Below are 25252 nucleotides of genomic sequence, written 5' to 3' on the forward strand. Positions count from 1 at the left end.
CACCCCGCACAGCCCCCCACCCCGCACAGCGCACCCCCACCCCGCACTGCGCACCCCCCCCTGACACCCGGGACCGCCCCGGGAGCCCCACACCTCACGAGGAGCCGTCCCCATGCGCCCCGCCCTTCCCTCCCCCCACCCGAGACCCGGTAGCGCCGGCGTCAGACGCACCGCGCTGGCCATCGTCTTACCGCTCCTCGCCGCACTCCTGTCCGTCGCCCTGCCCGCTCCGGCGGCGCACGCGGTCACGGCCGGCAACGTCACCGGCGTCACCCAGTCCGGCAACACCGTCACCATCACCACGTCGACCGGCGCGGCGGCGCGCGTCGTCGTAGCCCGCCCCGACATCTTCCGCGTCTGGCTGACCCCGAACGGGGCCTTCAGCGACGATCCCGCCGGCAGCGATCTCGCCATCCAGACGAGCTTCGGGCAGGTCGGCGTCACGCTCACGGACGCCGGAGGCTACTACCGGGTCGCCACTTCGAAGATCAGCCTGCGGATCAACAAGGCACCGCTCACCTTCGCCCTCTACCGGGCGGACGACACCACCCTCGTCTGGTCCGAGTCCCAGCCGACCAGCTGGACGGGCTCGCAGACGACCCAGTACCTCAGCCGTGCCGCGGACGAGCAGTTCTACGGCACCGGCCTGCGCCTCGGCGAATGGGCCCTGCGCGACAAGACCGTGCCCGTCGCCGTCAGCAACCAGTGGACCGAGAACACCAACGCGAGCCCGGCACCGTTCTACATGTCCACCAACGGCTACGGCGTCATGCGCAACACCTGGGCCCCGGGCTCGTACTCCTTCGGCGCCCCCACCTCGCTGCGCCACGACGAAAGCCGCTTCGATGCCTGGTACTTCGCCGGTGATTCCCTGAAGGACGTCCTGAACGGGTACACCGACGTCACCGGCAAGCCCTTCCTCGCGCCGATCTGGGGCCTCGAACTGGGGAACGCCGACTGCTTCAACGCCTCCAACCCGGCCTACCAGGGCGACCACAACCGTCTGCGGCACCAGACGACACCCGACGTCGTCGGGTACGCCACCGACGCGCGCGCCGCGGACATGCCGTCGGGGTGGTTCCTGCCCAACGACGGGTACGGCTGCGGCTACACCGCCCTTCCCACCACCGTCTCCCAGCTCAAGGCCAAGGGCTTCCAGACCGGCCTGTGGACCTCGACCGGCCTCGACGGCATCGCCACGGAGGTGGGGACCGCCGGATCGCGCGCGGTGAAGACCGACGTCGCCTGGATCGGAGGCGGCTACAAGAGCGCCTTCACGGGCGTGAAGCAGGCCGTGGACGGCATCGAGAACAACTCCGACGCGCGCCGCTTCGTCTGGACCGTCGACGGCTGGGCGGGCACCCACCGCAACGCCGTCGTCTGGACCGGCGACACCAGCGGCACCTGGGACGCCATGCGCTGGCACGTGCCCGCCATCGCGGGAGCGGGGCTCTCGGCACTCAACTACGCCAGCGGTGACGTAGACGGCATCTTCGGCGGCAGCCCCAAGACCTACACCCGCGACCTCCAGTGGAAGGCGTTCACCCCGGCCTTCATGACCATGTCCGGCTGGGGCGCCACCAACCCCTCGGCCGGCTACCAGGACAAGCAGCCCTGGCGCTTCGCCGAGCCCTACCTGTCCATCAACCGCAAGTACCTCCAGCTGAAAATGCGGCTGATGCCGTACCTCTACACCGCGAGCCGAACCGCCAGCGACACCGGCACCCCCGCCACGCGCGCGATGGTCCTCGAATACCCGAACGACCCCGTCGCCCGCGGAAACCAGACCAGCGGCCAGTTCATGGCCGGCGACTCCTTCCTCGTCGCACCCGTCGTCAGCGACACCACCACACGCGACGGGATCTACCTCCCCGCCGGCAGCTGGACCGACTACTGGACCGGCAAGGTCTACAACGGCCCCGGCTGGCTCAACGGCTACACGGCGCCGCTCGACACCCTCCCCCTCTTCGTCAGGGCCGGGTCGATCATCCCGATGTGGCCGAAGATGAACTACACCGGCGAAAAACCCGTCTCCACCCTCACCTACGACATCTACCCGCGCGGCACCTCCTCCTTCAGCCTGTACGAGGACGACGGCCTCACCCGCGCCTACAAATCCGGCGCCTACGCCCGACAGCAGGTGAACGTCACCGCCCCCGCCTCCGGCACCGGCGACGTCACCATCGCGGTCGGCGCCCCCACCGGCAGCTACACCGGCAAGCCCGCCTCCCGCGGCTACGAGTTCACCGTCCACAGCGCGGCCGCCCCCGGCACCGTCAAGGTCGACGGCACCACCCTCCCGCCCCTCACCACCCGCTCCGCCTACGACAGCGCGACCGAGGGATGGTTCTTCGACCCCGCAGACCGCTCGGGCACGCTCTGGGTGAAGACCGCCGCGAAGTCGACGGCCTTCACCATCACCGCGACGTCCGTCACCGTTCCCGCCGGCACCCCCGTGGGCGGCACGTCGAGCGGCCCCATCAGCCAGGCCGGCTGGAAGCTCCTCTCCGTCGACAGCCAGGAGACCGCCGCCGAGAACGGCGCCGCCACCAACGCCTTCGACGGCAACACCGGCACCATCTGGCACAGCAAATGGTCCACCGGAAACTCCGCCCTCCCGCACGACCTCCAGATCGACCTCGGCACCCGCTACGACGTCGACTCCATCACCCTCCTTCCCCGCCAGGACGGCGGCGTCAACGGCCGCATCGGCTCCTACGAGCTCTACGTCTCCGACAGCCCCACCGTCTGGGGCACCCCCGTCGCCACCGGCACCCTCCCCGACATCGGCACCGCCACCAAACTGCCCTTCGCCACGAAACCCGGCCGCTACCTCAGACTCCGCGCCCTCACCGAAGCCGCCAACCGAGGCCCCTGGACCAGCCTCGCCGAACTCACCGCCACCGGCCGCCCCTCCAACTGACCCCACTCCTGGACCGGCCCCCACTCCTGGACCGGCCCTCACTCCTGGACCGCCCCTCCGACGAAGGCCACCGCCCCCGTCCGCGCATTCGGGCCACACCCCGGATGCGCGGACACTCGCCCACCGAGGCCCTGCGTCGCCTCGCCGGGGACCGCCCACGAGTTCTGTAAGTCCTCGCAGACGGCCTGCATGATCGGGCAGCCCAGGCGCGGCCCCGCATCCGCATCCGCCGTCGCCGGGTCACCGACCCGCGGCGCATGGCCGTCAGCTCACCCGCCGCCTTCGACCGAAGGAGACGTCCACCCCCGGAGCGGCGAGCCGTCCGCAAGGCGTCCGACCAGGCGAAGCGGTGCGGCCCCGCCGCCGCGTGCGGCCAGCACCTGACCTCGGGAACCTGCCTGCACCGCGCCCGCGGCGGTGACGCCCACGACGCGTCGGCTGCCCGCGGCCAGGACATAGCGCGCTCCGCTGGGTGCCGACCAGGACGTCCCGGCGAGGATGTCCTGTCCGTATCGCCCGCAGGCTGCGGTGTGGTGCACGGTGGTGACGGGCACGGTCCGTCCCGGCACCTCCAGCGTGACGTCCGCTTGCCCCCGCCCCTCCCACGTGTCGGCCCGCGAGCACACCCACAAGGCGCGCCCCGCGTTCTCGGGCAGAGTCTGCGCGGCGAACTCCCAGCGGTTGACGGAGCGGACGCCGCTGCCCCGGAGGCGTACGAGCGAACACGCCGAGTGTGCCCAGGCCGCGAGCCCGAGCGGGCCGGTTGCTTCGCGTGGTCGACGGGCCGGCTGCCCTGGGACCGGCAGGGGCGTCCACGTCAGGTGCGCGGGGATGGGGCCGCCCAGGTCGGCGACGAGAAAGGCGTGGTCTTCCACGATCCGACGCGACGAGCGGAACTGCAGTACCGGTACGTCGCCGCACCGCGTCGTGGCGCTGTTCGGCTCAGCGTTCGACACGGGCTCGGTGGTTCCGTCCGCCGCCACACGCAAGGGCCGCACGGGGGAGCCGGGGGCGTGCAGATCGCGCATGCCGGCCTCGGCCACCCAGGGGGCGAGGAGATAGCGGGTTCGCTCGCTCCGGCGGGAGAGTACGACGGCCGCCGCGGTCGTCACGTCGCTGTTGTGCGCCGGTGTCTTCACCAGCGCGGGACTGCCGTGGCCTGTACCTGGCTCGCTGTAGCGTACGAGTACGCCTCCGGCCCACAGCAGTACGACGCCCGTCCCGTCCACGGTGCCCGCGTACAACAGCGACGGACGCTCAAGGCCGGCCGAGGCCGACGCGCCGCCCGCCCACGCTGCCGTCGCGCGCCTGATCAGGGCCTGGTCGCCGGTCCGGCTTCCGCGCGCGGGCCAGGTGGTGAAGTCGACGCGTGAGGTGTCGGCCCACTCGTCGGCCGGAACGAGTACCGGGGTCACCCCGGCCGGGGTGACGGACCCTGCCGACCGTGGGGGAGTCGCGGGCGATCCGCCCAGAACACCGGCGGCGGTCCCGGTGAGCAGCGCCACGGTGCCGACGAGAGCGGCCAGGCGGACGCGGCGGCGACGGCGCAGCAGATCGGTGGTCTGCAGATGGACTGTGCAGGGATCGAACTCGGGGCGCCTGAGCAGCTCGCCGACGTCGGTGGAGAGCTCGGTCCCGCCGACGGCGCGAAGTGTCCGCAGCCGTTCGGCCTCCCGCACGGCCCGCTCGGGATCGACCGCGCCCGCCTCGCGGAGCAGGGCCACGGCGGACGGGGGAGCGAGGCCTTCGAGAGACATCAGGGCGAGGGCCGCGCGCGTCGCGGGTGCGGTTGCCGCCAGTGCGCGATCGAGGGCGAGTTCGTCCGTTCCGCCGGCCCGGGGGAAGAGCCGCAGGCCGAACGCTCGGGGCAGGGCTGCTCCGTACGAAACCCGGAGCGGCGGCCGCAGCGCCTCGTGGACGATCCGGGCGCGGAGCCAGTCGTGGGCCGAGCCTCCGACGGTCCCGCCCGTGCGCGGCGTGGGGATCCGAGGGGCGTCGCCGACGGAACCGGCCTGCCCAGGCCCCCGTCCAGTCCGTGTACCGGCTCCCGCGCGGCCGAGGCTCCGCTGTACGAGGGCATGGGCGGCCAGCACCCTGCGGTGGCGGCCAAGACCCGGCGGCAGAATCAGGTGCGCCAGTCGTACCAGGGCGGGGTAGTGCTCGACGAGCACCGCCTCGGCGGAGTCACGTGACGGTGGCCGTGGGGTGGGTATCGACGTGGTCCGGTGGCGTACGTTCGCCCGAAGGAATTGCATACTGAGGAAACGACCCTCCCCGGGCGGCGTCACTTCGGACCTATGACCGGGCCCCGTCTGCGGGTCCGCCCCGCGCAGAGCCTGCGCGGGGGGTCCCCTCACGAGTCAGGAACGTGGCGCCGGTACGTCGTACCGGACGCGTTTCCCCCACGCGTGGCGCGCCTTGGCGACGGCCCTCGCCGCCGCCCGGCGTGACAGCTGACGGACCGGAACCGGGCGGGACGGCTCGGTTCTCAGTCCCCGTGGCCGGTTCCGCCACTTCCGAATCCGCCGCTGGATATGCCGCCCCATTTGCGCTGCTCTTCGCTGGGAGGGGTGTCCAGGGCCTCACCTGAGTTCCGCAAGTTGTAAGGCATGAGGCGGTGTTCGCCGTCGGTGTGCGGCATCTCGGAGGGCCGGCGGTACTCGGACAGCTCGCCGGGGTGCCGGTCGGTGACCGGCCGTCGCGGGTGGCTCGCGGGGTCCGGGGGAGGGAGTTCCCGCCTTGAGACCCGGATGCCCAGGGTGAAGGCGCCGATGAGCACCGCGACAACGATCAGGCCGCCGATCACTTGAGCCAGTCCCGACTGCCAGACTCCGGCGGCGAGCTGCTGCTGTTCAAGGGCGAAGGTGTGGATGTTCATGGAATGTCCCTCATCTTCGGACCGTCGCCGGCTTGGCGAGGAACCGGTCGGCTGGAGCTCGGGCGGAGACGCTTCGGACGAGGAGAACCTCCGGCGTGAAGGTGCGGCGACGCCGTGCGAAGGGCTGTGCGCCTGCCGGGGCGGACCTCGTCCGCCGGCGGGCGGGTCGCTTGCGCTGGTCCCGCGGGATCCGCTCCACCGGCTTGCTCCCAGCCTGTCTCCGGCGGACCGGGGCAGCGACTCGCATTGTTTGTGCATCGCTGTGTGTTTCGCCCCTCGGAGGGGCATGCCCGAGCAGGCCGAGCCGTGGCGGGGGAGCCGCTCCTGCGGACGGGCCGCCGATGGCCGTGCTGTCCCTTCCGAGGGCCTTGGGTCAGATGGTTCGGTGCGGGCGGGGGCGCTGGACCCGGACGCGGATGCTGGTGTGAAGTCGACGGGGTGTGAGCAGGGGCGCGATCTCTGCCAGTGCGCCGTCGGACACTGCGGTCAGGACGTCGCCGGGGTGTGCTGTTGCGTTCAGGGTGAGAGTGATGGCCAGGCGCATGGTGCGCCGGCGGCCCGTGAGGCGGCAGCGGGCTCGCGCAACCCCGGGCACGGCGGCGCAGGCGGCTTGGACGACATGGCGGACGGCCCGGCTGTCGAGCCGACAGTCGGGGGCCGGAAGGCTCAGGCGGCGCCCGGTCGGGCGCGGGATCTGTACGGTGAGCAGGGCCAGCGACGCGGCCAGGGAGGCACTGCCCGACGCGAGGAGCAGGCGCTGATCGCCTCGCTCCAGGTGTCGAACGGCGGCAGCGAGGACCTTCTCGTCGCCCCACCGGACGGCGACCGCAGCCGAGGCCAGGAGGGCAAGTCCGGTAAGAGCGAGCGTCATCCGGTTGACCACGGTGCGGCTACGCATCCTCGACCGCCGGTGCCTGTGGCCAAGTCGGGACGGTGTGCGGGGCATGGGCGGGGCGGAGGACGAGCTCCACCTTCGGCGTGCGGCTGAGGGCCATGCTGTGGAGGGTGCGCTCGATGGCTCCGGTGATCGTGTCGCGGATGCTGTCGTGCGGTGCGCCGGAGGACGCGTCGGCACGGACGGTGACCTTGCGCGGGGTGAAGCGGACAGCGTGGAGTCGCAGTCCGGGCACCTCGACGACGGCCGCCCGGACCAGGCGCGCGGCGTGCCGGCAGCTGATGACCGCCCGGGCCGGTCGGGGGCAGCCCAGGGGTAACAGGCGCCGGTGGCCGGGGGCCAGAGCCAGGAAGATCAGCCACCCGCCGGCGGCCGCGGCCGCCACGGCCGCCGCGCGTACGAGGGCCCGGCCCCCGGACGCCGCCGTCCACTGGCGCGCCATTGCCCAGGGCGACACGGAGATGCCGGGCAGGTGCTCGTGCAGGACGGCCCACAGCGTGAGCGCGGACAGGGCGGCCACGGTCAACGCCAGACCTGTGACCGTGGCACGCCGCGGAGACCACGTCCTGCCGGCCACGACCGACAACGGCCGCTCGGCCGTGCCCGGCGGCAGGCTCGGAGTGAGCTTGCGGACTCGCAGCCGTGCGGGCGCGATGGCCAGCCCGGTCAGATACCGGGTGCGGCTGGTCAGATGCTCGTGGAGGTGGACCATCCAGCCTGTGTCGACCGTTGCGGACACGGGCAGGTTCACCTCCACGGCCACCTCGACGCGGTGCCCGCGCGTCGCGGCCGCCGACCGCAGGACGTACCCACCCGCCGGGGCGGCGGCTTCGGCGGCTGCCTGCCGGGCGATCTTGGCCGTCGCCAGGTCGGTGACGGTGGTGACGCCTCGGACGGCGGCCTTCACCGATGCCTGCGTTCGGTGATCAGGAGGTCGCGCAGGTCGCCGCCGTGTTCGAGGTAGCGGCCCGTCGCGTATCCGAGCCCGCCGAGGGCGGCCACAAGGAGGAAAGCTCCCAAGCCCCCGAACCAGCCGGCGAATCCCAGTGTCATCCCGACCAGCAGCCCGAGGAGGTCCCTGCTCATGGCTGTTGCCTTCCCTTCCCTCATCCGCGCCATCCGTCCGCCAGAGTGGTGTGAGGCGCTCACGCGACCCGTGTCTCGGCGTTCTCGTCCTCGTCGTCGCCGGGCAGGTGGACGTCGGTGACGGCGATGTTCACCTCCACGACCTCCAGGCCGGTGATCCGTTCCACCGCGGCGGTCACGTTCTCCCGGACGTCCCGGGCCACATCCGGGACCGGTACGCCGTACTCCACGACCAGCTCCACGTCGATGGCCGCCTGGCGCTCGCCCACCTCGACCTTCACACCGCGACCCACATTCGGGCGCCCTCCGGGTACCCGGTCGCGGACCGCGCCCAGCGTCCGGGACAACCCGCCGCCCATGTCGTGGACCCCGGGGATCTCCCGTGCCGCCCGCCCCGCGATCTTGACGACGACGGCGTCCGCGATCGACGTCCTCCCGCGGGTACCGCCCGGCTCGTCGACCTGAGTGCGGCCGGCACCCGGCACGGCACTGTCCGAGTGGTTATGGCGGACCGGGGTCTTTTCCTGTGTTGCCGTCATGTCTGCTCCCTCGACGGGTCGGTTGCGTTTCGCACTCCTTTGACGCCGCGAGTGCGCCTTCCGTTACGCGCCCTTCGCCGTGAACGAGTGAACAAAGGTGTGAATCGAAGCGGCGTAACGAACGCCGGGCGGACGGTGTCAAAGCGGTGGAGGCTGGAAGGAGCCCGCGTTGAACGCTCGGTGGGGCCCGGACGACGAAGACGAAGCGGCCGAGGCCGCCGGCCGGCTTTTGGTGGTGCGGGCCGCGGAAGGAGACGAGGAGGCCTTCGAGGTGCTGGTCCACCGCCACTCGCCTGCCATGCTGCAACTCGCCGAACGCCTGATGGGCAGTAGAACGGAAGCCGAGGACGCCGTCCAGGACGCCTTCGTCAGCGCGTGGCGCAGCCTGCCCGAGTACCGAGGCGAGGCCGGTTTCGGCACCTGGCTCTACCGCATCGTCACCAACCGGTGCCTGAACCTCCTCCGCGCCCGTCGACCGGCAGCCGACCTCGACGCGGTCGCCGAACCGGCCGCACCGGAACACCAGTCCTCACCCGTCCGCGCCGCCGAGTCGCACGCCGCCGTACGCGACCTCGCCCAGGCCATGGGCGGCCTGTCCCCGGAGCAGAAGGTCTGCTGGGTGCTGCGGGAGATCGAGGGCCAACCGTACGAGATGATCGCCCAGGCGGTGGGCATCAAGCCCGAAGCGGTCCGCGCACGCGTATTCCGGGCCCGGCGCATGCTGACGGAGGCGATGGCCGCATGGCGATGAACACCCCCCACCCCCACGAGAACCCCGACGACGAGGACCTCGAACTCCTCGCCTGCGGCAGGGACCTGGCCACCGTGTGGGAACAGGACGACGGACCGGGCACCGACCCGCACACCGCCACCTGCCCCTACTGCCGACAGGCCGTCGCCGACCTGGCACACCTTCGGGCCGCTGTCCTTCCCCCGGCCACACCACCGGCCGACATCGACACCGCCGCCGTGGTGCGGCACGTCATGGACGCGGTCCGTCTGGAGCTGCGGCCCGGCCGTAACCTGCCGCTCGGCGAGGTCGACGAGGACACCTGGATGTACGAGTCCGTCGCCGCCCGCATCCTCCGCACCGCCGCCCAGCAGGTGCCCGGCGTCCTGGCCGGAAGCTGCCGCATCACCCCGCCCGGAAGCCGCACCCACCCCACACGCGGCCCCTCCACCGTCCACCTCGGCATCACCGTCGCCTACGGACAAGACCTCCCTGGCACCACCCTCGCGGTGCGGCAAAGCCTGATCCGTGCGGCCCAGGAGCAACTCGGCCTGGCCCTCGGCGACCTGAACGTCACCATCACCGACCTCCACGAACCCCCCACCCCGCCGCGGGAGGCCCGGCCGTGAACAGCGACCGTTCCAAGGCTCTCACCCAACAGGTCACCGATGCCGTCCTCGCGGTCCCCGGCGTCGCGTGTCTGCGCCCCAGCCTGCGTTCCCTGCTGAACACGAGCGCCTCACGGCCGTCCGACGCGGTCGGCCGGCGCGATCCGGGCAGCGCCGTACGCATCACGTTCGACACACGGGGCCGGGTTGCCGCCCTGCGCATCGATGTCGTCGTCCGCGCACAGCAGCAAGCCGCCCGCACCGCCGGCGCCGTGCGGACGGTGGCCGCCGAGGCGGCGGCCACGACACCCGGGGCCGTGCGAGTGACCGTCACCGGCATCGTATGACCGCCCCACCACACCTGGCCGTTCCTGTCAGAGGGGCGGTGGGCAGGTGAAGAACACCCACAGGGCGAGCGACCACACGCAGGCCGCGGCCCCCAGCAGCCGAAGGCGCCGGATGCGCTCCGGCGCCACGGGATCCGCCGCGGTCCTGCCCACGACGACGTGCGCCACCCCGCCCGCCGCGGGCACCCTCGGACATGCGGCTCGCGTGACGTCCTGCCGCAGGGCGGGCAGCACAGGGGCGGTGGGGCGGGATGCCGGACGCTGAACGTCCGCGGCAGGAAACCCGTCACGGCCCGCTGCACGGCGCTGGGCCACCTCGCCGTGCTGGGCCAGACCGGCCAGGAACCGTCGGTAGGCCTCCTTACGACTGCCACGGGGTGCCGAACGGCCCTGTTCCCAAGACCGCACCGTCGCCGGTGTCACCCCGAACGCCGTCGCCACCTGCCTGGTCGTCAAGCCCCACCGCTCCCGCAACCTGCGCCGCTCGTCCGGCTCGGGAAGATCGCCGGGCCGGCGACCCGGCACCCGTGCGGCGGGCGCGGCTGCCTGGCCGGGGATCATCTTCTGATGCGCTGTTGTCATACCGGTGTGACAATCCGTGCGCACCGGTCGTGACGCGAAGCCGCAGCGGATCACCCGTACGCCGCAGCGGCACCGAGGGCGCGCATGAGGGACCGCGTACGGGAGGAGCCGTAACCGGACTGCGGGCGGCTGCACCCGGCGTCGCCGGGAGAGGACTCACTAACGGTCGGGACACGGCCGCGACATGAGGCGGAAACCGGCCCCCCTTAATTTCTGTCATTCGACAGGAATTAAGGGAACTCGCCTCCGCGACAGGGGACCTCCATGACCGTGACCGACCCAGCTCCCTCGGCGCCACCCCCGTCCAACACGCCCGCGTCCGACACAGCCCCGTTCGGCACAGCCCCGTCCGACACCGCCACGTCCGCCGCCGTCGACGCCTCGCTCGCGGGTTTCGGCTACCAGCAGGAGCTGCGGCGACGGATGGGGCGGTACGCGTCGTTCGCCGCCGGGTTCTCGTTCATCTCCGTGCTGACCACGGTGTTCCAGTTCTTCGCCCTCGGCTACTCCTTCGGCGGGCCGCGCTTCTTCTGGACCTGGCCCGTCGTGCTCGCCGGCCAGCTGCTGGTCGCGGCCTGTTTCGCCGAACTCGCGGCCCGGATGCCCATCGCGGGGGCGATCTATCAGTGGGCCAGCCGGCTCGGGACTCCCGCCTTCGGCTGGTACGCGGGCTGGATCATGGTGATCGGCCGGATCGTGGTCGTGGCAGCAGCCGCGCTCGCGCTCCAGGTCGTCCTGCCCGCAGTCTGGTCGGGCTTCCAGCTCGTCGGCGGCGATCCGTCGCCCACCTCGACAAGCGGCGCAGCCAACGCCGCCGTCCTCGGCCTGGTCCTCCTCGCGCTCACCACGCTGCTCAACGTCCTGGACAACCGCGTTCTTTCGGCCGTCAACACCATCGGGGTCACCGCCGAGATCGCCGGCGTCGCCCTCATCGTCATCCTCCTCGCCACCCACGCCGAGCGCGATCCCGGCATTACTTTGCACACCGGCGGGGAGGGCGGCCTCATTGCCGCCCTCCTGGTGGGCTCGTTCACCGCCGCGTACGTCCTCATCGGCTTCGAGAGCGCGAGCGAGATGAGCGAGGAGACCGTCAACCCACGGCGTACGGCCCCGCGCACGACGCTCACCGCCCTCACGACCTCGGGGATCTGCGGCGGAGTGCTGCTGCTCGGGGGGCTGATCGCCGCACCGAGCCTCACCGACGGGCGACTGGCCACGGAAGGCCTGAGCTACGTGCTCACCAGCACCCTCGGCGACGGCCTCGGCAAGGTCCTGCTCGCCGACGTGGCCCTGGCCATCTGCGCGGCGACCCTGGCCATCCAGACCTCGGCCACGCGCATGCTCTACTCCATGGCACGCGACGGGGTCCTGCCCCGCTCGCGGCAGCTGGCGCGGGTGCCGAAACGGACGGGGATGCCCGGGACTGCCGCGGTGGCGGTCGGCGTCTGCGCGGCCGTGCTCCTTCTGCTCAACCTCGCCTCACCCCAGGCCTTCCTGGCGATCGGCACGACCTGCATCGCGATGGTGTATCTGGCGTACGCGATGGTCACCGGACCGATGCTCGTGCGGCGGCTCCGGGGCGAGTGGCCGGCGACGGGTGACGACGAGCGGGACGAGCTCGGCAGGCCGCTGTTCTCCCTCGGCCGCTGGGGACTGCCCGTCAACGCGCTCGCCCTCGTCTACGGGCTGTTCATGACGGTCAACCTCGCCTGGCCCCGTGCCGCCGTGTACGACCCGGAGGGCGACCACTGGTACTTCCAGTGGTTCACCGTCCTGGTGCTTGCCGCCACGGTGGCCACGGGCGCGGTGTACCGCCTGCACCGGCAGCGGCACCAGGACTAGAACCGGCGCCGGGCCCGCGCCCACCGGGTCCGGTCCCGCGTCCGCCGGACTCCGGGGACGCCGGACTCCGGGGACGCCGGGCTCCGTGTCCGGCGGAATCCGGGGACGCCGGGGGAGGGACATCCCCGGATCCGCCCCCGCATGACGCGGATGCCAGACTTCGCCCATGATCGATGCCAAGGAAACCGTCCGCCAGTTCCTCCTGCAGGTCCGCTCGGGACAGCACCCGGACCGGGCCGGCCGCTTCATGGCCGACCGGGTCCGGGCGCACCAGGTCGTCTCCGAGGCGCCGATGGTCGTGGAGCGGACGCCGGGGCAGTACACCGAACACGTCCAGGAGATGCTCGACGCCTACGGTGCCTTCACTCTGACCGTGGACGAGCTCATCGCCGAAGGGGACAGGGTGTACGCCCGCTGGACCCAGAGCGGACGGCACGTCGGCGCTGTCGACGGTCACCCGCCGACCGGTGCGCGGGTCACGGCGATGACCAGCGCGGTCTACCGCGTCGAGGACGGACTCATCGCCGAGTACTGGATCCAGATCGACCGGCAGGGAGTCACCGCCCAGCTGCGGCAGCCCGCCGACGAGCGCTGACCCGGACCCCATCCACCATCAGTTGTCCGCCGCGAGGAGCGCCCGCCCCTCGCGGCGTAGCCGCGTCAGCGAGCGCTGCGGGACACCGGCCACCCGGAGGGCCGCGTCGGCCGTCGCCGTCGCCAGGGCGTCCGGCGCGTGGTCGGGGCCGGCGCGCCGGATGAGGATCACGCTCTCGGTGAGGCCGAAGACGAGGTCCGTACGCAGCTCCAGGTCCTCCGGGGAGAGGGCGGAGCCGGGCTCGGTGGCGGCGAGCAGAGCCCCGTAGCAGGACCGGAGTTCCGACCGTACCTGGTGGAAGACGGCGAACCGTTCCGCCTGGACCTCGGGCAGCAGGTAGAGCGCCCCGAGGTTGTGCGGGCCGCCGCAGAGGAGCACGGCGTCCGAGTGGCACAGCGCCCACAGCCGGGCTTCCGGAGGCGCCTCGGTGTGTGCCACGAGTCGGTGGGCCATGTCCAGCGAGGGGTGGACGGTGCTTTCGAGGAGCGCCGCGAGGATCGCTTCCTTGCCGTCGAAGTGGTGGTAGAGGGATGCCTGTCGCAGGCCGGCGCGTTCGGCGATCGTCCGGGTGGAGGTCGCGGTGTAGCCGTGGTGGGTGAACAGCTCCGCCGCCGCGGCGAGGACTTCCTCGCGCGGCGTGAGGCCGCCGTCCGAGGGACGCTCCTGGGCCCGTGGGCGGCCGACTTTTCTGCGGGTGGGCGTGGTCACTCCGCGATCCTCGCACAGGGGCGGCGGCTGCCCGCGGGGCGAGTCGTGCGCGTGAGTTTCCGGTAACCGGTCCGAAACGCCGGAGCAATGGCCGCGAAGTGCCCGGTCCCTAATTTCTGTCGAGCGACAGAAATTACTTCCGACCGGAGGTCGAGCCATGGCGATACCGTCAACGGCACCGTCAATGACACCGTCAACGACAGCGTCGGCGTACGGGGCGCGCGACCACGCCCGCGCCCAGGACGGCACACGGGTGGACGCCATGCCCCTGCTGCCCGCGAGCAGCTGGCCCACGCCTCCCGAGGGCGTCGCCGCCGCCGACGTCGTCTGGGCCGAGACCGTGGCGGGCGGCAACTACACCCACAAGGTCCTCGCCCGCGGCACCGAACTGAGGCTGACCGACCTCACCGGCGACGCCTGCGCGCACCTTCTGGTCCACAGCGCCACCCGCCCCTGGGAACGCCTGAACGTCGCCGACACCGTCAAAGTCCTCTGGAACGCCTACCTCGGCGAGGGACACCTGCTCCTGTCCGACCAGGGACGCGTGCTCGCCTCCCTCGTCGAGGACACCTCCGGACGCCACGACACCCTCACCGGCACCTCCACCCTCGCGCGCAACACCGCGCGATACGGGGATGGGACCCCGCAGTCCGCCTCCCCGGCAGGCCGCGAACTGTTCAAGCTCGCCGCGTCGAAGAACGGCCTCGCCCCGCGCGACCTCCCCCCGTCCGTCTCCTTCTTCCAGGGCGTACGGATCGCCGAGGACGGCAGCACCGAGTTCACCGGCTCCGCCGGACCCGGCCGGTCCGTCACCCTCCGCGCCGAGCAGGACGTCACCGTCCTCATCGCCAACACCGCGCACCCGCTGGACCCACGCGCCGCGTACACCTGCGGAAACCTTCAGGTCCTCGCGTACCGGGCCCGCCCGACCGCCCCCGGCGACCCGCTGTGGGAGAGCACCCCGGAAGGCCGCCGCGCCTTCCTCAACACCGCCGAGCACCTCACCGCCCAGGGGATCGCATGACCGCCACCTTCCCGGGACGCGTCGTCTCGGACGACACCGTTCCCGCACGAGCCGCCTGGTCCGCGATCGTCCGCGCCGGCCAGCTCCTCACCGTCACCGACCTGCACGGCAACCAGGCCGCGGACTTCCTCCTCTACGACGCGCACGACACCTCCGTGCGCTACAGCGCCCCCGACACCATCCAGGCCCAGGGCTCCCTCTTCCTCACCACCGGCTCCGTCCTGCTCTCCAACGAGCACACCCCGCTGATGACCGTCGTCGAGGACACCTGCGGCCGCCACGACACCATCGGCGGCGCCTGCTCCAAGGAGTCCAACACCCTCCGCTACGGCCACCACACCTGGTCGCAGCACGCCTGCGTGGAGAACTTCCTCGCCGAAGGCACCCGGCACGGCCTCGGCAAGCGCGACCTGGTCTCCAACATCAACTGGTTCATGAACGTGCCCGTCGAGAAGGACGGCACCCTCGGCATCGTCGACGGCATCTCCGCCCCCGGCCTGAGGGTCGTCCTGCGCGCCGAGACCGACGTCCTCGCCCTGCTCTCCAACTGCCCGCAGATCAACAACCCCTGCAACGGCTTCGACCCGACCGCCGTCCGGATGACGATCACCGACCCCGAGCCCGAGCCCGAGCCCGAGCCCGAGCCCGAGCCCGATCCCGACCCCGAGCCCGAATCCGAGCCCGAGCACGAGCCCGACGAGGACCGCACACGATGACCTTCGACACCCTGCTCGTCGCCAACCGCGGCGAGATCGCGGCCCGCGTCATCCGCACTGCCCGCCGCCTCGGCCTGCGTACCGTCGCCGTGTACTCCGACGCCGACCGCTGCGCCGCGCACGTCCGGCTCGCCGACGAGGCCGTCCGCCTCGGCCCCGCGCCGGCCAAGGAGTCCTACCTCGACGCCGAACTCGTCCTCAAGGCCGCCCAGGCGACCGGAGCCGGAGCCGTCCACCCCGGCTACGGATTCCTCTCCGAGGACGCCGACTTCGCCCGCCGCTGCGCCGCCGCCGGCATCGTCTTCGTCGGCCCCACGCCCGGCCAACTGGACCTGTTCGGCGCCAAGCACACCGCCCGCGCCGCCGCCGAAGCGGCCGGCGTACCGCTCGCCCCCGGCACCGGCCTCCTCCCCGACGTCACCGCGGCCCTCACCGCCGCCGAGGAGATCGGCTACCCGGTGATGCTCAAGGCCACCGGCGGCGGAGGTGGCATCGGCATGCGCGCCTGCCACGACCCCGCCGACCTCGCCGACGCCTGGGAACGGGTGCAGCGGGTGGCCGCCGCCTCCTTCTCCTCCGCCGGCGTCTTCCTGGAACGGCTGGTCGAGCGGGCCCGCCACGTCGAGGTCCAGGTCTTCGGCGACGGCGAGGGCCGGGTCGTCACCTTCGGCGACCGCGACTGCTCCCTCCAGCGCCGCAACCAGAAGGTCCTGGAGGAGGCCCCGGCCCCCGGTCTCCCGGACCGCGTCCGGCGCGGCCTCGCCGACGCCGCCCGGGACCTGTGCGCCTCGGTCGCCTACCGCTCGGCCGGGACCGTCGAGTTCGTGTACGACGCCGCCCGCGAGGAGGCGTACTTCCTGGAGGTCAACACACGCCTCCAGGTCGAGCACCCGGTCACCGAGGCGATCTACGGCGTCGACCTCGTCGAGTGGATGATCCGCCTCGCCCAGGGCGACACCGCCGTCGTCACCGAACCGCCCGCGCCCCGGGGACACGCCGTCGAAGCCCGGCTCTATGCCGAGGACCCTTCCCGCGACCACCGCCCCAGCGCCGGACTGCTGACCCGCGTCGCCTTCCCCGACGACGTCCGCGTCGACACCTGGGTGGAGACCGGCACCGAGGTCACCACCTCGTACGACCCCATGCTCGCCAAGCTCGTCGCCCACGGAGCCGACCGCGCCGAGGCGCTCGACCGGCTCGACGCGGCGCTCGCCGCGACCCGCGTCGACGGCATCGAGACCAACCTCGGCCTGGTACGGGCCGCGCTCCGGGCCCCCGATGTCCGCGCCGCCGGCCACTCGACGGCCACGCTCGCCGGAATCGCCGACCCCACACCCCGTATCGAGGTCGTCGTACCCGGCACCCTGACCACGGTCCAGGACTGGCCCGGGCGCACCGGCCACTGGCAGGTCGGCGTGCCCCCGAGCGGGCCGATGGACGACCTGTCGTTCCGCCTCGGCAACACCGCGCTGGGCAACGACGAGGGTGCCCCCGGCCTGGAATGCACCCTCCAGGGCCCGTCCCTCAGGTTCACCCACCCGACGACCGTCTGCGTGACCGGCGCCCCCGCGCACGTGACGGTCGACGGCACGACCGTGCCCCAGTGGGAGCCGGTCACCGTCGACGCCGGACAGACCCTCGCCGTCGGCGCGCCCGACGACCGGGGACTGCGCACCTACGTGCTGTTCGCGGGCGGCTTGGACGTGCCCGAGTTCCTGGGCAGCGCGGCCACCTTCACCTTGGGCCGGTTCGGCGGTCACGGCGGCCGCGCCCTGCGCGCCGGCGACGTCCTGCACGGCGGGGAACAGCGCATGGAGACCTCCGTGGTCCCCCTCGACGAGCGGCCAGTCTTCGGCACCACGTGGCAGATCGGCGCGGTCGAAGGACCGCACGCCGCTCCGGAGTTCTTCACCGAGGACGACATCCGTGACTTCTACGCGGCCGACTGGACCGTCCACTTCAACTCGGCGCGCACCGGTGTCCGCCTCGTCGGACCCAAGCCTCGCTGGGCACGCACGGACGGCGGCGAGGCGGGACTGCACCCCTCCAACATCCACGACACCCCGTACTCCGTCGGCGCCGTCGACTACACCGGCGACATGCCCGTCCTCCTCGGCCCCGACGGGCCCTCCCTCGGCGGCTTCGTCTGCCCGGCGACGGTCGTCACCGGGCAGCGGTGGAAACTCGGCCAGCTCCGGCCCGGCGACACCGTCCGCTTCGTCCCGGTCACCGCGCGGGCGGCCGCCGCACTGCGCCGCGACCCCGTCGCGCCCCCGCACGCCGACCGACCGGCCACGGTCGACGGCGGCGTCCTGGCCCGCCTGGCGGAGACCGGGACCCGCCCGGCGGTCACCTACCGGCGCAGCGGCGACGACAACCTCCTCATCGAGTACGGACCCATGCAGCTCGACCTCGCGCTGCGCATGCGCGTCCACGCACTCGCCGAGGCCCTGGCAGCGCTCGGGCACCCCGGCGTCACCGACCTCACCCCCGGCATCCGCTCGCTCCAGATCCAGACGAACCCCGACGTCCTGCCGCAGCACACGCTCCTCGACCTCGCCCTGCGCGTGGAAGAGGAACTGCCCGCCACCGACGACCTGGTCGTGCCCAGCAGGACCGTGCACCTGCCGCTCTCCTGGGACGACCCCGCCACCCGTGAAGCCATCGCCCGCTACGAGGCGGGCGTCCGCGACGACGCCCCCTGGTGCCCCTCCAACATCGAGTTCATCCGCCGCGTCAACGGCCTGGCCACGACCGACGACGTCCACCGCACCGTCTTCGACGCCGAGTACCTGGTCCTCGGCCTCGGCGACGTCTACCTTGGCGCGCCCGTCGCGACCCCCCTGGACCCACGGCACCGGCTGGTCACCACCAAGTACAACCCGGCCCGCACCTGGACCGCCGAGAACTCCGTCGGCATCGGCGGCGCCTACCTGTGCGTTTACGGCATGGAAGGCCCGGGCGGCTACCAGTTCGTCGGCCGCACCACACAGGTCTGGTCGGGCTGGCAGCAGCGTGGCGCCTTCGAGCCTGGCAAACCCTGGCTGATGCGCTTCTTCGACCGGATCAGGTGGTACCCGGTCGGTGCCGAGGAGCTCCTGGACCTGCGCGCCGACATCACCTCGGGCCGGTTCGTACCGAAGACCGAGGAAGGCACCTTCTCGCTCGCCGGGTACCAGGCCTTCCTCGACGAGAACGCCGACTCGATCGCCGCGTTCCGGTCCCGGCAGAGCGCCGCGTTCGCAGCCGAACGCCACGCCTGGGAGATCGCCGGAGAGTTCGCCCGCGCCGAGGCGGCCGCCGAGACCGCGCCTCAGGTCACCGACGTCGAAGTCCCCGAGGGCGGCCGCCTGGTCGAGGCAGAACTCACCGCGGGCGTCTGGCAGGTCAACGTCGAGATCGGCGACCGCGTGTCGGCGGGCCAACAGCTCATGGCCCTGGAAGCGATGAAAATGGAGTCCCCGGTGTGGGCCCCCGCCGACGGCGTCGTCACGGAGATCCTGGTCAAACCGGGCAGCCAGGTCGAGGCGGGCGCCGCGCTCGTCGTCCTCGGCCCCGTCGAGAACGCGGAGGTGACCGCGTGAGCAGCGCGGTAGAACGCGTACGGGCCGCATACGCCCGCATCGCCCAGGTCGACAGGCCCGAGGTGTGGATCGACCTGCGCCCGCAGGAGGACGCGGCGGCGGACGCCGCCGAGGTCGACGCGAAGACGACCTCCGGTACCCGCCTGCCCCTGGCCGGCACGGTGTTCGCGGTGAAGGGCAACATCGACGTCGCCGGCCTCCCGACGACCGCGGGCTGCCCCTCGTACGCCTACGAGCCCACCACCGACGCCCCCGTGGTGGCGCGCCTGAAGGCGGCGGGCGCCGTGGTCCTCGGCACCACGAACCTCGACCAGTTCGCGACCGGCCTCGTCGGCACCCGCAGCCCCTACGGCGCGGTCCGCAACGCCCTCGACCCGGCCTACATCTCCGGCGGCTCCTCCTCCGGCTCGGCCGTCGCGGTCGCCCTAGGCATCGCGGACTTCGCCCTCGGCACCGACACGGCCGGCTCGGGCAGAGTCCCCGCCGCCTTCAACGCCATCGTCGGCCTCAAGCCCACCTACGGCCTCGTCCCCACCGAGGGCGTCGTCCCCGCCTGCGCCTCGCTCGACTGCGTCACGGTCTTCGCCCGCACACTCCCCGAAGCCGAGCGGGCCCTGTCCCACATGACGGCGCCCCCGACCCGCGACCTCCCACCCCTAGCGCAACGCCCCCCGGGCCCCTGGCGGATCGCCGTACCCGAACCCGACACACTGGGCGACCTCGACGAAGGCTGGGCCGAGGCCTTCGGGACGACCACCGCCCGACTCGCCGCAGCAGGCGCCGAGCTCGTACGCATCGACCTGACGCCCTTCACCGAAGCCGCCTCCATGCTCTACGAGGGCGCCTTCGTCGCCGAGCGCTACACCGCCGTCGGCGCCTTCCTCGACGACCACACCGGCGCCCCCGACCTCGACCCCACGGTGACCGGCATCATCACCCAGGCCCGCGACATCCCCGCCCACCGGCTCTACGCGGACCGGAAGAAACTCTCCACCCTCCGCACCCAGGCCCTGACCTCCCTCGGCGACGCCGACGCACTGCTGCTCCCGACAACCCCCGGACACCCCACCATCGCCCAGGTAGCGGCCGACCCCCTCGGCACCAACGCCCGCCTCGGCCGGTACACCAACTCGACCAACCTCTTCGACCTGGCCGCCGTCGCCGTCCCAGCAGGCCTGGCCGCCGGCCGCCCCTTCGGCGTCCAGCTGATCGGCCCGGCCTTCACCGACGACCGCCTCGCCCGCATCGCCACCCTGCTGACCACCCCACCGGCGCTCCTCGCGGTGGTCGGCGCCCACCTGTCAGACCAGCCCCTGAACGGACAACTCCTCTCCCTGGGCGCCCACTACGTCCGTACGACCACGACGTCCTCCGCCTACCGCCTGTACGCCCTGAACACGCACCCACCCAAGCCCGGCCTGGTACGAGCAGACCAGGACGGCGCCCCCATCGAGACCGAGATCTGGCAACTTCCCGCAGAAGGCCTCGGTGCCCTCCTCGCGAACCTTCCCCGCCCCATGACCCTGGGCAGCGTCGAACTGGCCGACGGCACCTTCGTCCCCGGCTTCCTCTGCGAACCCCAGGCCCTCGACGACGCCCGCGAGATCACCACCTACGGCGGCTGGCGAGCGGCCCTCGCCGCACAGGAACGCGAGGCCCTGCAGCCCCGCCTCCCCCTACGGGACCGGTGACCGCCGGACTGATCCCTACCGGTGCGAAGCCCGCTCGGATGGAAGGACGCCCGGGCGGACGGAGGTGACGACGGCGGTCGGCGGGACGGCGGTCGACGGGACGGCGAGGAGCACACCGAGGAGCACGCCGAGGATGCCCGCCAGGGTAGCGCCGGCCGGTTGCGCCGGCCGGTTGCGCCGGCCGGTTGCGTCGGGGGCCCGGAGGGGCTGACGGAGGTGCAGCTGGCGCTCGCAGACGCGAGAGAGTCCGGTAGCAGGGTTGAGGTGCTGGGGGAATGTACAAGAAGGGGTCCGACCTCGTTATTTGTATGGACCAATACGGGATTCGATCATGCATCGTAGTTCGGCCAGGATCAGGGGGCGGGGCCGAAGAGTCCACTTTTCCTTTCCCGGCGCATAGCCGGCAGGCCCGCAGAAGCGTGAGGCAAGCATGGCGGCCATGGTCGAGGTCATGTGGCGATGGCGGCCGGGATGCCACCGGACCCGGTGGCATCCCGGACCGCGCCCGCCTTGGGGAACGGGAAGCGTTCTTTGCGTGCCCACCGCAGTCGGCGACACGAATGACCTGGTCAAGTGTGGTGCCAGTGGGGCCGTCGGCGACGAGTGAGCACCCAGAGGTCATTTCGCTACGGGGTGCGGGACGGCAGGCCACCGCCCTTCCGGCGACGCGGAGGATCCATGGCTTTGCGCATTGCCCCGCATGGTCTTGCGCTGCCTTCCCTGACCCGTCCGCCCCTCACTCAAGCCCGGCCCGCCGGGCTTTCCGGGCGTAGCGGATCGGGGCGACGCGCCGTATGTCAGCGTTGGCGAGATCGCGACCCCGGCGATCTTAATCTCCTTGCACCGTTGAGGCGCCCCTGACAAGATCCAGTCGCTCGGATCATGAGAGCTGCAATCCATCAGGACCCGGATTCGGATGGCGAAATTCCATTTCAGGATGCCCGCCAATTGAAAGAGTTTGAGGAGTAGTTGATGTCTTTACGTTCCACCCTCGGTGTCGCCCTGGCCGCCAGCGCTGTGGTCGCAGGCCTCGCCGTCAGCCCCGCACAGGCGGCCAGCGACGACATGCGTGACCAGGCCGGCATCGGCGCACCCGGGAGTCGTACCTACAACCCGAACGCGCCGCTGGGCAGCGTGAACAACCCGCTGATCATCGGCGGGCAGGACCAGGCGCTGCTCAGTTCGAAGCAGGTCAAGGGGCTGGTGGAGAGCAAGAGAAACCGTTCGGCGCAGGCGGCGAACGGCAGCACCGCCCAGCTTGCCTCCGGCTGCATCATCGGGGCGTACTGGTCGAGCTGTAACTCCGTCCCGAACTTCGGCACGATCAACCTCGCGACGTCCCTCGGGTCCGACCACCACGAGTACGCCACCCAGCAGGGATGGCTCTACGACTCGTCGCAGACCTACAAGACCTACATGGACCGCTCGTCGAACGGCGGGGCCTCGTGGCAAGGGCAGCTGGGTCTTGTCCTCAACAACAGGGGATGGGGGGACTCGATATACGACGGCCCTCCGTACGTCTCCCGCGGATGCCTGTACAGCTACACCACGAGCCTCGTCTGGTGCACCGCCTGGCACTGATGAAAGCACCGAATTCCCACGCCGCATGAATGGTTGACGTCGATCCATAAGCATCGTCGACCGGTCATGTGAATCGTCCGCCCCCGCCTCGTTCCGAGGGCACGGGCGGGGCGATCCGAGTCATGCCGAGCGGGAACGGCCGCGGCCGTTCCCGCCGGTACGGCGAATCGCCCGAGGCATCCGCGTCGGCGGCGCGACCCGATGCTGGCGTACGGGCGCGAGAGCCCTCCTCATCCGCCCCGCCGACTGGGCGACTCGGCGTCGCGGGCCGGCCGACACGGGCTTCCGGTGCCGTCGGCGGCACGGCCCAGGTGTCGGCACCACTTCCCCGTGCGTGAGGCACGGGTGCCGTCCGGAGACAGCGAAGGGCATTCGACGTTGCCCTTGAGTGGTTGCAGGTCGCGTCAGGCGAAGCCCCCGCGCATAAGTGAGTGGTTGGCACCGGAGGACATCGTCGTCGCCCTTGGTCCCTGAGGCGCCGCGGACCCCCAGAGTGCGCCGACTGCGACTGCGACTGCGACTGTGACCCCGACTGTGACCCCTACGGCGACCTGGTGGCCGTCCAGACGAGCGCGTCCAGGCCCCGGTGCGAGGTATCGACAGCGAAGCCGGCGCCCCGCCGGTGCTGGGCGCCCTAAGCGCGGCACGCCACGCGGGCGCGGCCGGGAGGGCCGCGTATACGGAGAGGACTCCGAAGGCGCGGTCGGACGCGCACGCGCCGGAATCGTCGAGGGCGTACTGGGCAGCTTCGGCGAGGAGCAGCGGAAAGCGCACTGTTCTGAAGGTGGAAGCCGAACCCGCGGCGGAGCGCCCGCTGCTGTTGTCCCGGTTCACGTCTTCTGGGTGCGGTGAACATGGGTCCGTTATTGCTGGGGTGCGGCGCCGGTGACTCGACCGCGCCTGATGACGGATGCTCACCCCCTGGTGGGGCGCGTGTTCCGGTGTGTGCGCTGTAGCGGAGGGGTGGCGAATGTTGGCGTGGGGCACGTTCGTGGTGGGGGATTCGGGGTTGCGCGGGCAGCTTTCAGGGAAGGTCATCACCCTTTGCCGCCCTGGCGTGTTCGTACCCCACTAACTTTGACTTCCTTTAGGCGTGGCGAGATCGAAGTTGATCGCATCTAGCGATGGGCGCCCGGATTGGCGTGTCAATAGCTATCTGGGGTGAGAGCGAGGATTTGTGTGCGCCGACCGGGCGCATGCGGCCATAACCCTGTGTGCGCGTGGCGCTGCGTAGCAGTCGGAGGTTAGGGTCCCGCTCACCGGTATACGCCGGTACGACAAGGACCCTGGCGGGCCGTCAAACCAGAGCCAGGGTCCTTGCTCAACCACTTCGATCACGGCCGTGCAGTGCCGAACTGCACCCAAGGAGGGGTAATTCATGCCTTGCGACCGCAATCGTCACCCGCGCCCGTTATGGGTGCCGGAGTCAGGTGCCGACGCTATCATGACCCCGCTTTATGCAGGGGAAACGCGTCGCTGGGATGACTTGACGGTCACGGCACGTGGGAGCGCTTTTCTCGCCCTTCCCGTTCTTCCGATCGTCTTGATCGTGGGCGGCCAGGACCCGGCGATCATCGGAGCTTTGGCCATAGCTATTTCTGTGGTGAGCGCGGGGACCAGGGTGGTCTACAAGCGCGTTCGCAGATCCTGAAGATCGCTCGGCGGACGAAAAATTCGCCACCCCCCACGTCGGGCGTTGCGCAACCGGCTCTGTGAGCCCGGCGCCTGACAGCCGAGCTGATCGAGGGCCCGCCGCCGGACTTTTCCGCGCGGCGGGCCATCCGCGACCGGCCCACCCGCCTTAATTCCCCGCACGCACCCCGAAAGAGACAGCTACATGTCGCCCGGATCCCCCCGGCAGCAGACGCGGCAGTGCTCCCGCTGTGGCAAAGACTTCCAGTACACCGTCAGACGAGGGCGCCCCAACACGTTCTGCTCCCAGGCATGCCGCACCGTCGCACGCAGCTCCTGTGCCGAACCGCCCGATCTCACCCGGTACGAAGAGGACCTCACGGCGACCGCCGAAGACGTCCAGCTCTCCGCGACGACCATGCTCGCCGCCGTACAGGGCAACGAGGACACCGGTGTCCTGATGCGACAGGTCACTGAGCAATACAGGTTCCTCATGGACTTCGAGGCCGCGATCGTCGCCAGGGGCCGCGCCCGCGGGGACTCGTGGATGATCATCGCGGAGGCGGCCGGAAGCGGAGCCGAGAGCTTCCGCAAGAAGTGGACCCAGGACAAGGTCACGCGCCGACTCGCCCTGGCCCGTGAAGCGCGGCAGAGCCGTCAGGCGGTGACCGGCTGGCCCGATGCGGCGGCTCGCACCGACGGGACTTCCCTCCCTCCCGCCCAGACTCCCGGCGAGCAGCTGGCCGCGGCGATGGCTTCGCTCCACCGGGCCACCGGTCACACCATCAAGGACACCGCGTCCAAGGTGGGCATCTCGCCGTCCTACGTCTCCCGCATCCTCGCCGGCGCACGCCGACCGACGTGGCCGATCGTCGAGCGATTCGCCGAGGCCTGCAACGGCAGCCCCCTCGAACTGCGAGCCCTGTGGGAAGCCGCCCAGCGCAACCCCGACCACGACCAGGAGCCTGTCCCCGACGATCCCGAGGTCGCCAAACTCAAGTTCCACACCTCCCTGCGCGCCCTCTACCTCGCCGCCGGCCGACCGACGCTCTGGGACATCCACCGCGCCATCAAGGCCGACACGAAGTCGACCTTCCCCGAGATCGCGCTCGCCCTCAACGGGACCCGCATACCCGACTGGGAGACCACCGCCAAGATCATCTTCTTCCTCAGGGGCAGCCCTGCCGATCTCCGCCCGCTCTGGCAGGCCGCGAAACAACCTCCGCCCACAACAGCCTTCCCCGCAGCGGCATTCGGCTGAACAGCACACAGCACACCCACGGGGCCAGAA

At 71.5% G+C, this 25252-nt stretch carries 20 protein-coding genes; 12 read left to right on the forward strand and 8 right to left on the reverse strand.

Annotated features, from left to right (window positions below; translation table 11 throughout):
- Positions 1-112 precede the first annotated feature (112 nt).
- Complete coding sequence (locus ACZ7G1_RS34385; RefSeq protein ID WP_470875048.1) at positions 113-2923, forward strand: TIM-barrel domain-containing protein; 2811 nt, start codon at positions 113-115, stop codon at positions 2921-2923.
- Positions 2924-3192: 269 nt separating this feature from the next.
- Here ACZ7G1_RS34385 and ACZ7G1_RS34390 read toward each other — a convergent pair whose 3' ends face one another.
- The 6 genes from ACZ7G1_RS34390 to ACZ7G1_RS34415 all read right to left on the reverse strand — a co-directional run bounded on the left by ACZ7G1_RS34390 (position 3193) and on the right by ACZ7G1_RS34415 (position 8321).
- Positions 3193-5178 carry a hypothetical protein gene (locus ACZ7G1_RS34390; protein WP_470875046.1) on the reverse strand — a complete coding sequence of 662 codons (1986 nt, stop codon included), beginning with the start codon at positions 5176-5178 and terminating at the stop codon, positions 3193-3195.
- A gap of 233 nt (positions 5179-5411) precedes the next feature.
- Positions 5412-5801: a DUF6479 family protein gene (locus ACZ7G1_RS34395; protein ID WP_470875045.1), complete on the reverse strand. Its 390-nt coding sequence runs from the start codon at positions 5799-5801 to the stop codon at positions 5412-5414.
- 373 nt (positions 5802-6174) lie between these two features.
- Positions 6175-6672 carry a hypothetical protein gene (locus ACZ7G1_RS34400; protein ID WP_470875044.1) on the reverse strand — a complete coding sequence of 166 codons (498 nt, stop codon included), beginning with the start codon at positions 6670-6672 and terminating at the stop codon, positions 6175-6177.
- 19 nt (positions 6673-6691) lie between these two features.
- Entirely contained in the window at positions 6692-7603 is a 912-nt protein-coding gene (locus ACZ7G1_RS34405; protein WP_470875043.1) for a DUF6286 domain-containing protein, read from the reverse strand.
- Positions 7600-7782, reverse strand: coding sequence for a hypothetical protein (locus ACZ7G1_RS34410; RefSeq protein ID WP_470875042.1), 183 nt, complete (start codon positions 7780-7782; stop codon positions 7600-7602). Before ACZ7G1_RS34410 ends, ACZ7G1_RS34405 begins: the two co-directional genes overlap by 4 nt.
- Before the next feature lie 59 nt (positions 7783-7841).
- Positions 7842-8321: an Asp23/Gls24 family envelope stress response protein gene (locus ACZ7G1_RS34415; RefSeq protein ID WP_470875041.1), complete on the reverse strand. Its 480-nt coding sequence runs from the start codon at positions 8319-8321 to the stop codon at positions 7842-7844.
- A gap of 169 nt (positions 8322-8490) precedes the next feature.
- Here ACZ7G1_RS34415 and ACZ7G1_RS34420 point away from each other — a divergent pair, with 169 nt between their 5' ends.
- From ACZ7G1_RS34420 to ACZ7G1_RS34430, 3 genes are read left to right on the forward strand one after another with little or no spacing between them, the layout of a single operon-like run.
- Entirely contained in the window at positions 8491-9072 is a 582-nt protein-coding gene (locus ACZ7G1_RS34420; protein WP_470875040.1) for an RNA polymerase sigma factor, read from the forward strand.
- Positions 9063-9680, forward strand: coding sequence for an Asp23/Gls24 family envelope stress response protein (locus ACZ7G1_RS34425; protein ID WP_470875038.1), 618 nt, complete (start codon positions 9063-9065; stop codon positions 9678-9680). The genes ACZ7G1_RS34420 and ACZ7G1_RS34425 overlap by 10 nt, the downstream gene beginning before the upstream one ends.
- Complete coding sequence (locus ACZ7G1_RS34430) at positions 9677-10006, forward strand: hypothetical protein (RefSeq protein ID WP_470875036.1); 330 nt, start codon at positions 9677-9679, stop codon at positions 10004-10006. The genes ACZ7G1_RS34425 and ACZ7G1_RS34430 overlap by 4 nt, the downstream gene beginning before the upstream one ends.
- A 27-nt stretch (positions 10007-10033) precedes the next feature.
- Here the strand turns inward: ACZ7G1_RS34430 and ACZ7G1_RS34435 are convergent, their stop codons facing one another.
- Positions 10034-10588: a helix-turn-helix domain-containing protein gene (locus ACZ7G1_RS34435; RefSeq protein ID WP_471204372.1), complete on the reverse strand. Its 555-nt coding sequence runs from the start codon at positions 10586-10588 to the stop codon at positions 10034-10036.
- A 264-nt stretch (positions 10589-10852) separates the two neighbouring features.
- Between ACZ7G1_RS34435 and ACZ7G1_RS34440 the strand changes: the two genes are divergently transcribed.
- Positions 10853-12430, forward strand: a complete 1578-nt coding sequence (locus ACZ7G1_RS34440; protein ID WP_470875034.1) for an amino acid permease — start codon at positions 10853-10855, stop codon at positions 12428-12430.
- 166 nt (positions 12431-12596) lie between these two features.
- Complete coding sequence (locus tag ACZ7G1_RS34445) at positions 12597-13025, forward strand: ester cyclase (protein WP_470875032.1); 429 nt, start codon at positions 12597-12599, stop codon at positions 13023-13025.
- An 18-nt stretch (positions 13026-13043) separates the two neighbouring features.
- On the opposite strand, the gene ACZ7G1_RS34450 is transcribed toward ACZ7G1_RS34445, so the two are convergent.
- Complete coding sequence (locus tag ACZ7G1_RS34450; RefSeq protein ID WP_470875030.1) at positions 13044-13733, reverse strand: TetR/AcrR family transcriptional regulator; 690 nt, start codon at positions 13731-13733, stop codon at positions 13044-13046.
- 184 nt (positions 13734-13917) lie between these two features.
- On the opposite strand from ACZ7G1_RS34450, the gene ACZ7G1_RS34455 reads away from it, so the two are divergent.
- The 6 genes from ACZ7G1_RS34455 (at position 13918) to ACZ7G1_RS34480 (ending at position 25222) form a co-directional block, all read left to right on the forward strand.
- On the forward strand, positions 13918-14757 hold the full coding sequence (locus ACZ7G1_RS34455) for an urea amidolyase associated protein UAAP1 (protein WP_470875027.1): 840 nt from the start codon (positions 13918-13920) through the stop codon (positions 14755-14757).
- A complete protein-coding gene (locus ACZ7G1_RS34460) occupies positions 14754-15473 on the forward strand; it encodes an urea amidolyase associated protein UAAP2 (RefSeq protein ID WP_470875025.1) in 720 nt (239 codons plus the stop codon). Before ACZ7G1_RS34455 ends, ACZ7G1_RS34460 begins: the two co-directional genes overlap by 4 nt.
- Entirely contained in the window at positions 15470-19057 is a 3588-nt protein-coding gene (gene uca / locus ACZ7G1_RS34465; RefSeq protein WP_470875023.1) for an urea carboxylase, read from the forward strand. Before ACZ7G1_RS34460 ends, uca begins: the two co-directional genes overlap by 4 nt.
- Complete coding sequence (gene atzF / locus ACZ7G1_RS34470; RefSeq protein WP_470875020.1) at positions 19054-20748, forward strand: allophanate hydrolase; 1695 nt, start codon at positions 19054-19056, stop codon at positions 20746-20748. Before uca ends, atzF begins: the two co-directional genes overlap by 4 nt.
- Before the next feature lie 972 nt (positions 20749-21720).
- On the forward strand, positions 21721-22329 hold the full coding sequence (locus ACZ7G1_RS34475; RefSeq protein WP_470875018.1) for a hypothetical protein: 609 nt from the start codon (positions 21721-21723) through the stop codon (positions 22327-22329).
- Between the two features lie 1837 nt (positions 22330-24166).
- The gene (locus tag ACZ7G1_RS34480) at positions 24167-25222 is read left to right on the forward strand and encodes a helix-turn-helix domain-containing protein (RefSeq protein WP_470875016.1); all 1056 of its coding nucleotides are present in this window, start codon (positions 24167-24169) and stop codon (positions 25220-25222) included.
- Positions 25223-25252 lie beyond the last annotated feature (30 nt).

The organism is Streptomyces sp. NPDC037273 (assembly GCF_055603625.1).

What these genes read in the sequence shown, in the direction of transcription:
- ACZ7G1_RS34385 (WP_470875048.1), top strand. Translation starts at nt 113, where the DNA reads ATGCGCCCCGCCCTTCCCTCCCCCCACCCGAGACCCGGTAGCGCCGGC.
- ACZ7G1_RS34390 (WP_470875046.1), bottom strand. Translation starts at nt 5,178, where the DNA reads ATGCAATTCCTTCGGGCGAACGTACGCCACCGGACCACGTCGATACCC.
- ACZ7G1_RS34395 (WP_470875045.1), bottom strand. Translation starts at nt 5,801, where the DNA reads ATGAACATCCACACCTTCGCCCTTGAACAGCAGCAGCTCGCCGCCGGA.
- ACZ7G1_RS34400 (WP_470875044.1), bottom strand. Translation starts at nt 6,672, where the DNA reads ATGACGCTCGCTCTTACCGGACTTGCCCTCCTGGCCTCGGCTGCGGTC.
- ACZ7G1_RS34410 (WP_470875042.1), bottom strand. Translation starts at nt 7,782, where the DNA reads ATGAGCAGGGACCTCCTCGGGCTGCTGGTCGGGATGACACTGGGATTC.
- ACZ7G1_RS34415 (WP_470875041.1), bottom strand. Translation starts at nt 8,321, where the DNA reads ATGACGGCAACACAGGAAAAGACCCCGGTCCGCCATAACCACTCGGAC.
- ACZ7G1_RS34425 (WP_470875038.1), top strand. Translation starts at nt 9,063, where the DNA reads ATGGCGATGAACACCCCCCACCCCCACGAGAACCCCGACGACGAGGAC.
- ACZ7G1_RS34435 (WP_471204372.1), bottom strand. Translation starts at nt 10,588, where the DNA reads ATGACAACAGCGCATCAGAAGATGATCCCCGGCCAGGCAGCCGCGCCC.
- ACZ7G1_RS34440 (WP_470875034.1), top strand. Translation starts at nt 10,853, where the DNA reads ATGACCGTGACCGACCCAGCTCCCTCGGCGCCACCCCCGTCCAACACG.
- ACZ7G1_RS34445 (WP_470875032.1), top strand. Translation starts at nt 12,597, where the DNA reads ATGATCGATGCCAAGGAAACCGTCCGCCAGTTCCTCCTGCAGGTCCGC.
- ACZ7G1_RS34455 (WP_470875027.1), top strand. Translation starts at nt 13,918, where the DNA reads ATGACACCGTCAACGACAGCGTCGGCGTACGGGGCGCGCGACCACGCC.
- ACZ7G1_RS34460 (WP_470875025.1), top strand. Translation starts at nt 14,754, where the DNA reads ATGACCGCCACCTTCCCGGGACGCGTCGTCTCGGACGACACCGTTCCC.
- uca (WP_470875023.1), top strand. Translation starts at nt 15,470, where the DNA reads ATGACCTTCGACACCCTGCTCGTCGCCAACCGCGGCGAGATCGCGGCC.
- ACZ7G1_RS34475 (WP_470875018.1), top strand. Translation starts at nt 21,721, where the DNA reads ATGTCTTTACGTTCCACCCTCGGTGTCGCCCTGGCCGCCAGCGCTGTG.
- ACZ7G1_RS34480 (WP_470875016.1), top strand. Translation starts at nt 24,167, where the DNA reads ATGTCGCCCGGATCCCCCCGGCAGCAGACGCGGCAGTGCTCCCGCTGT.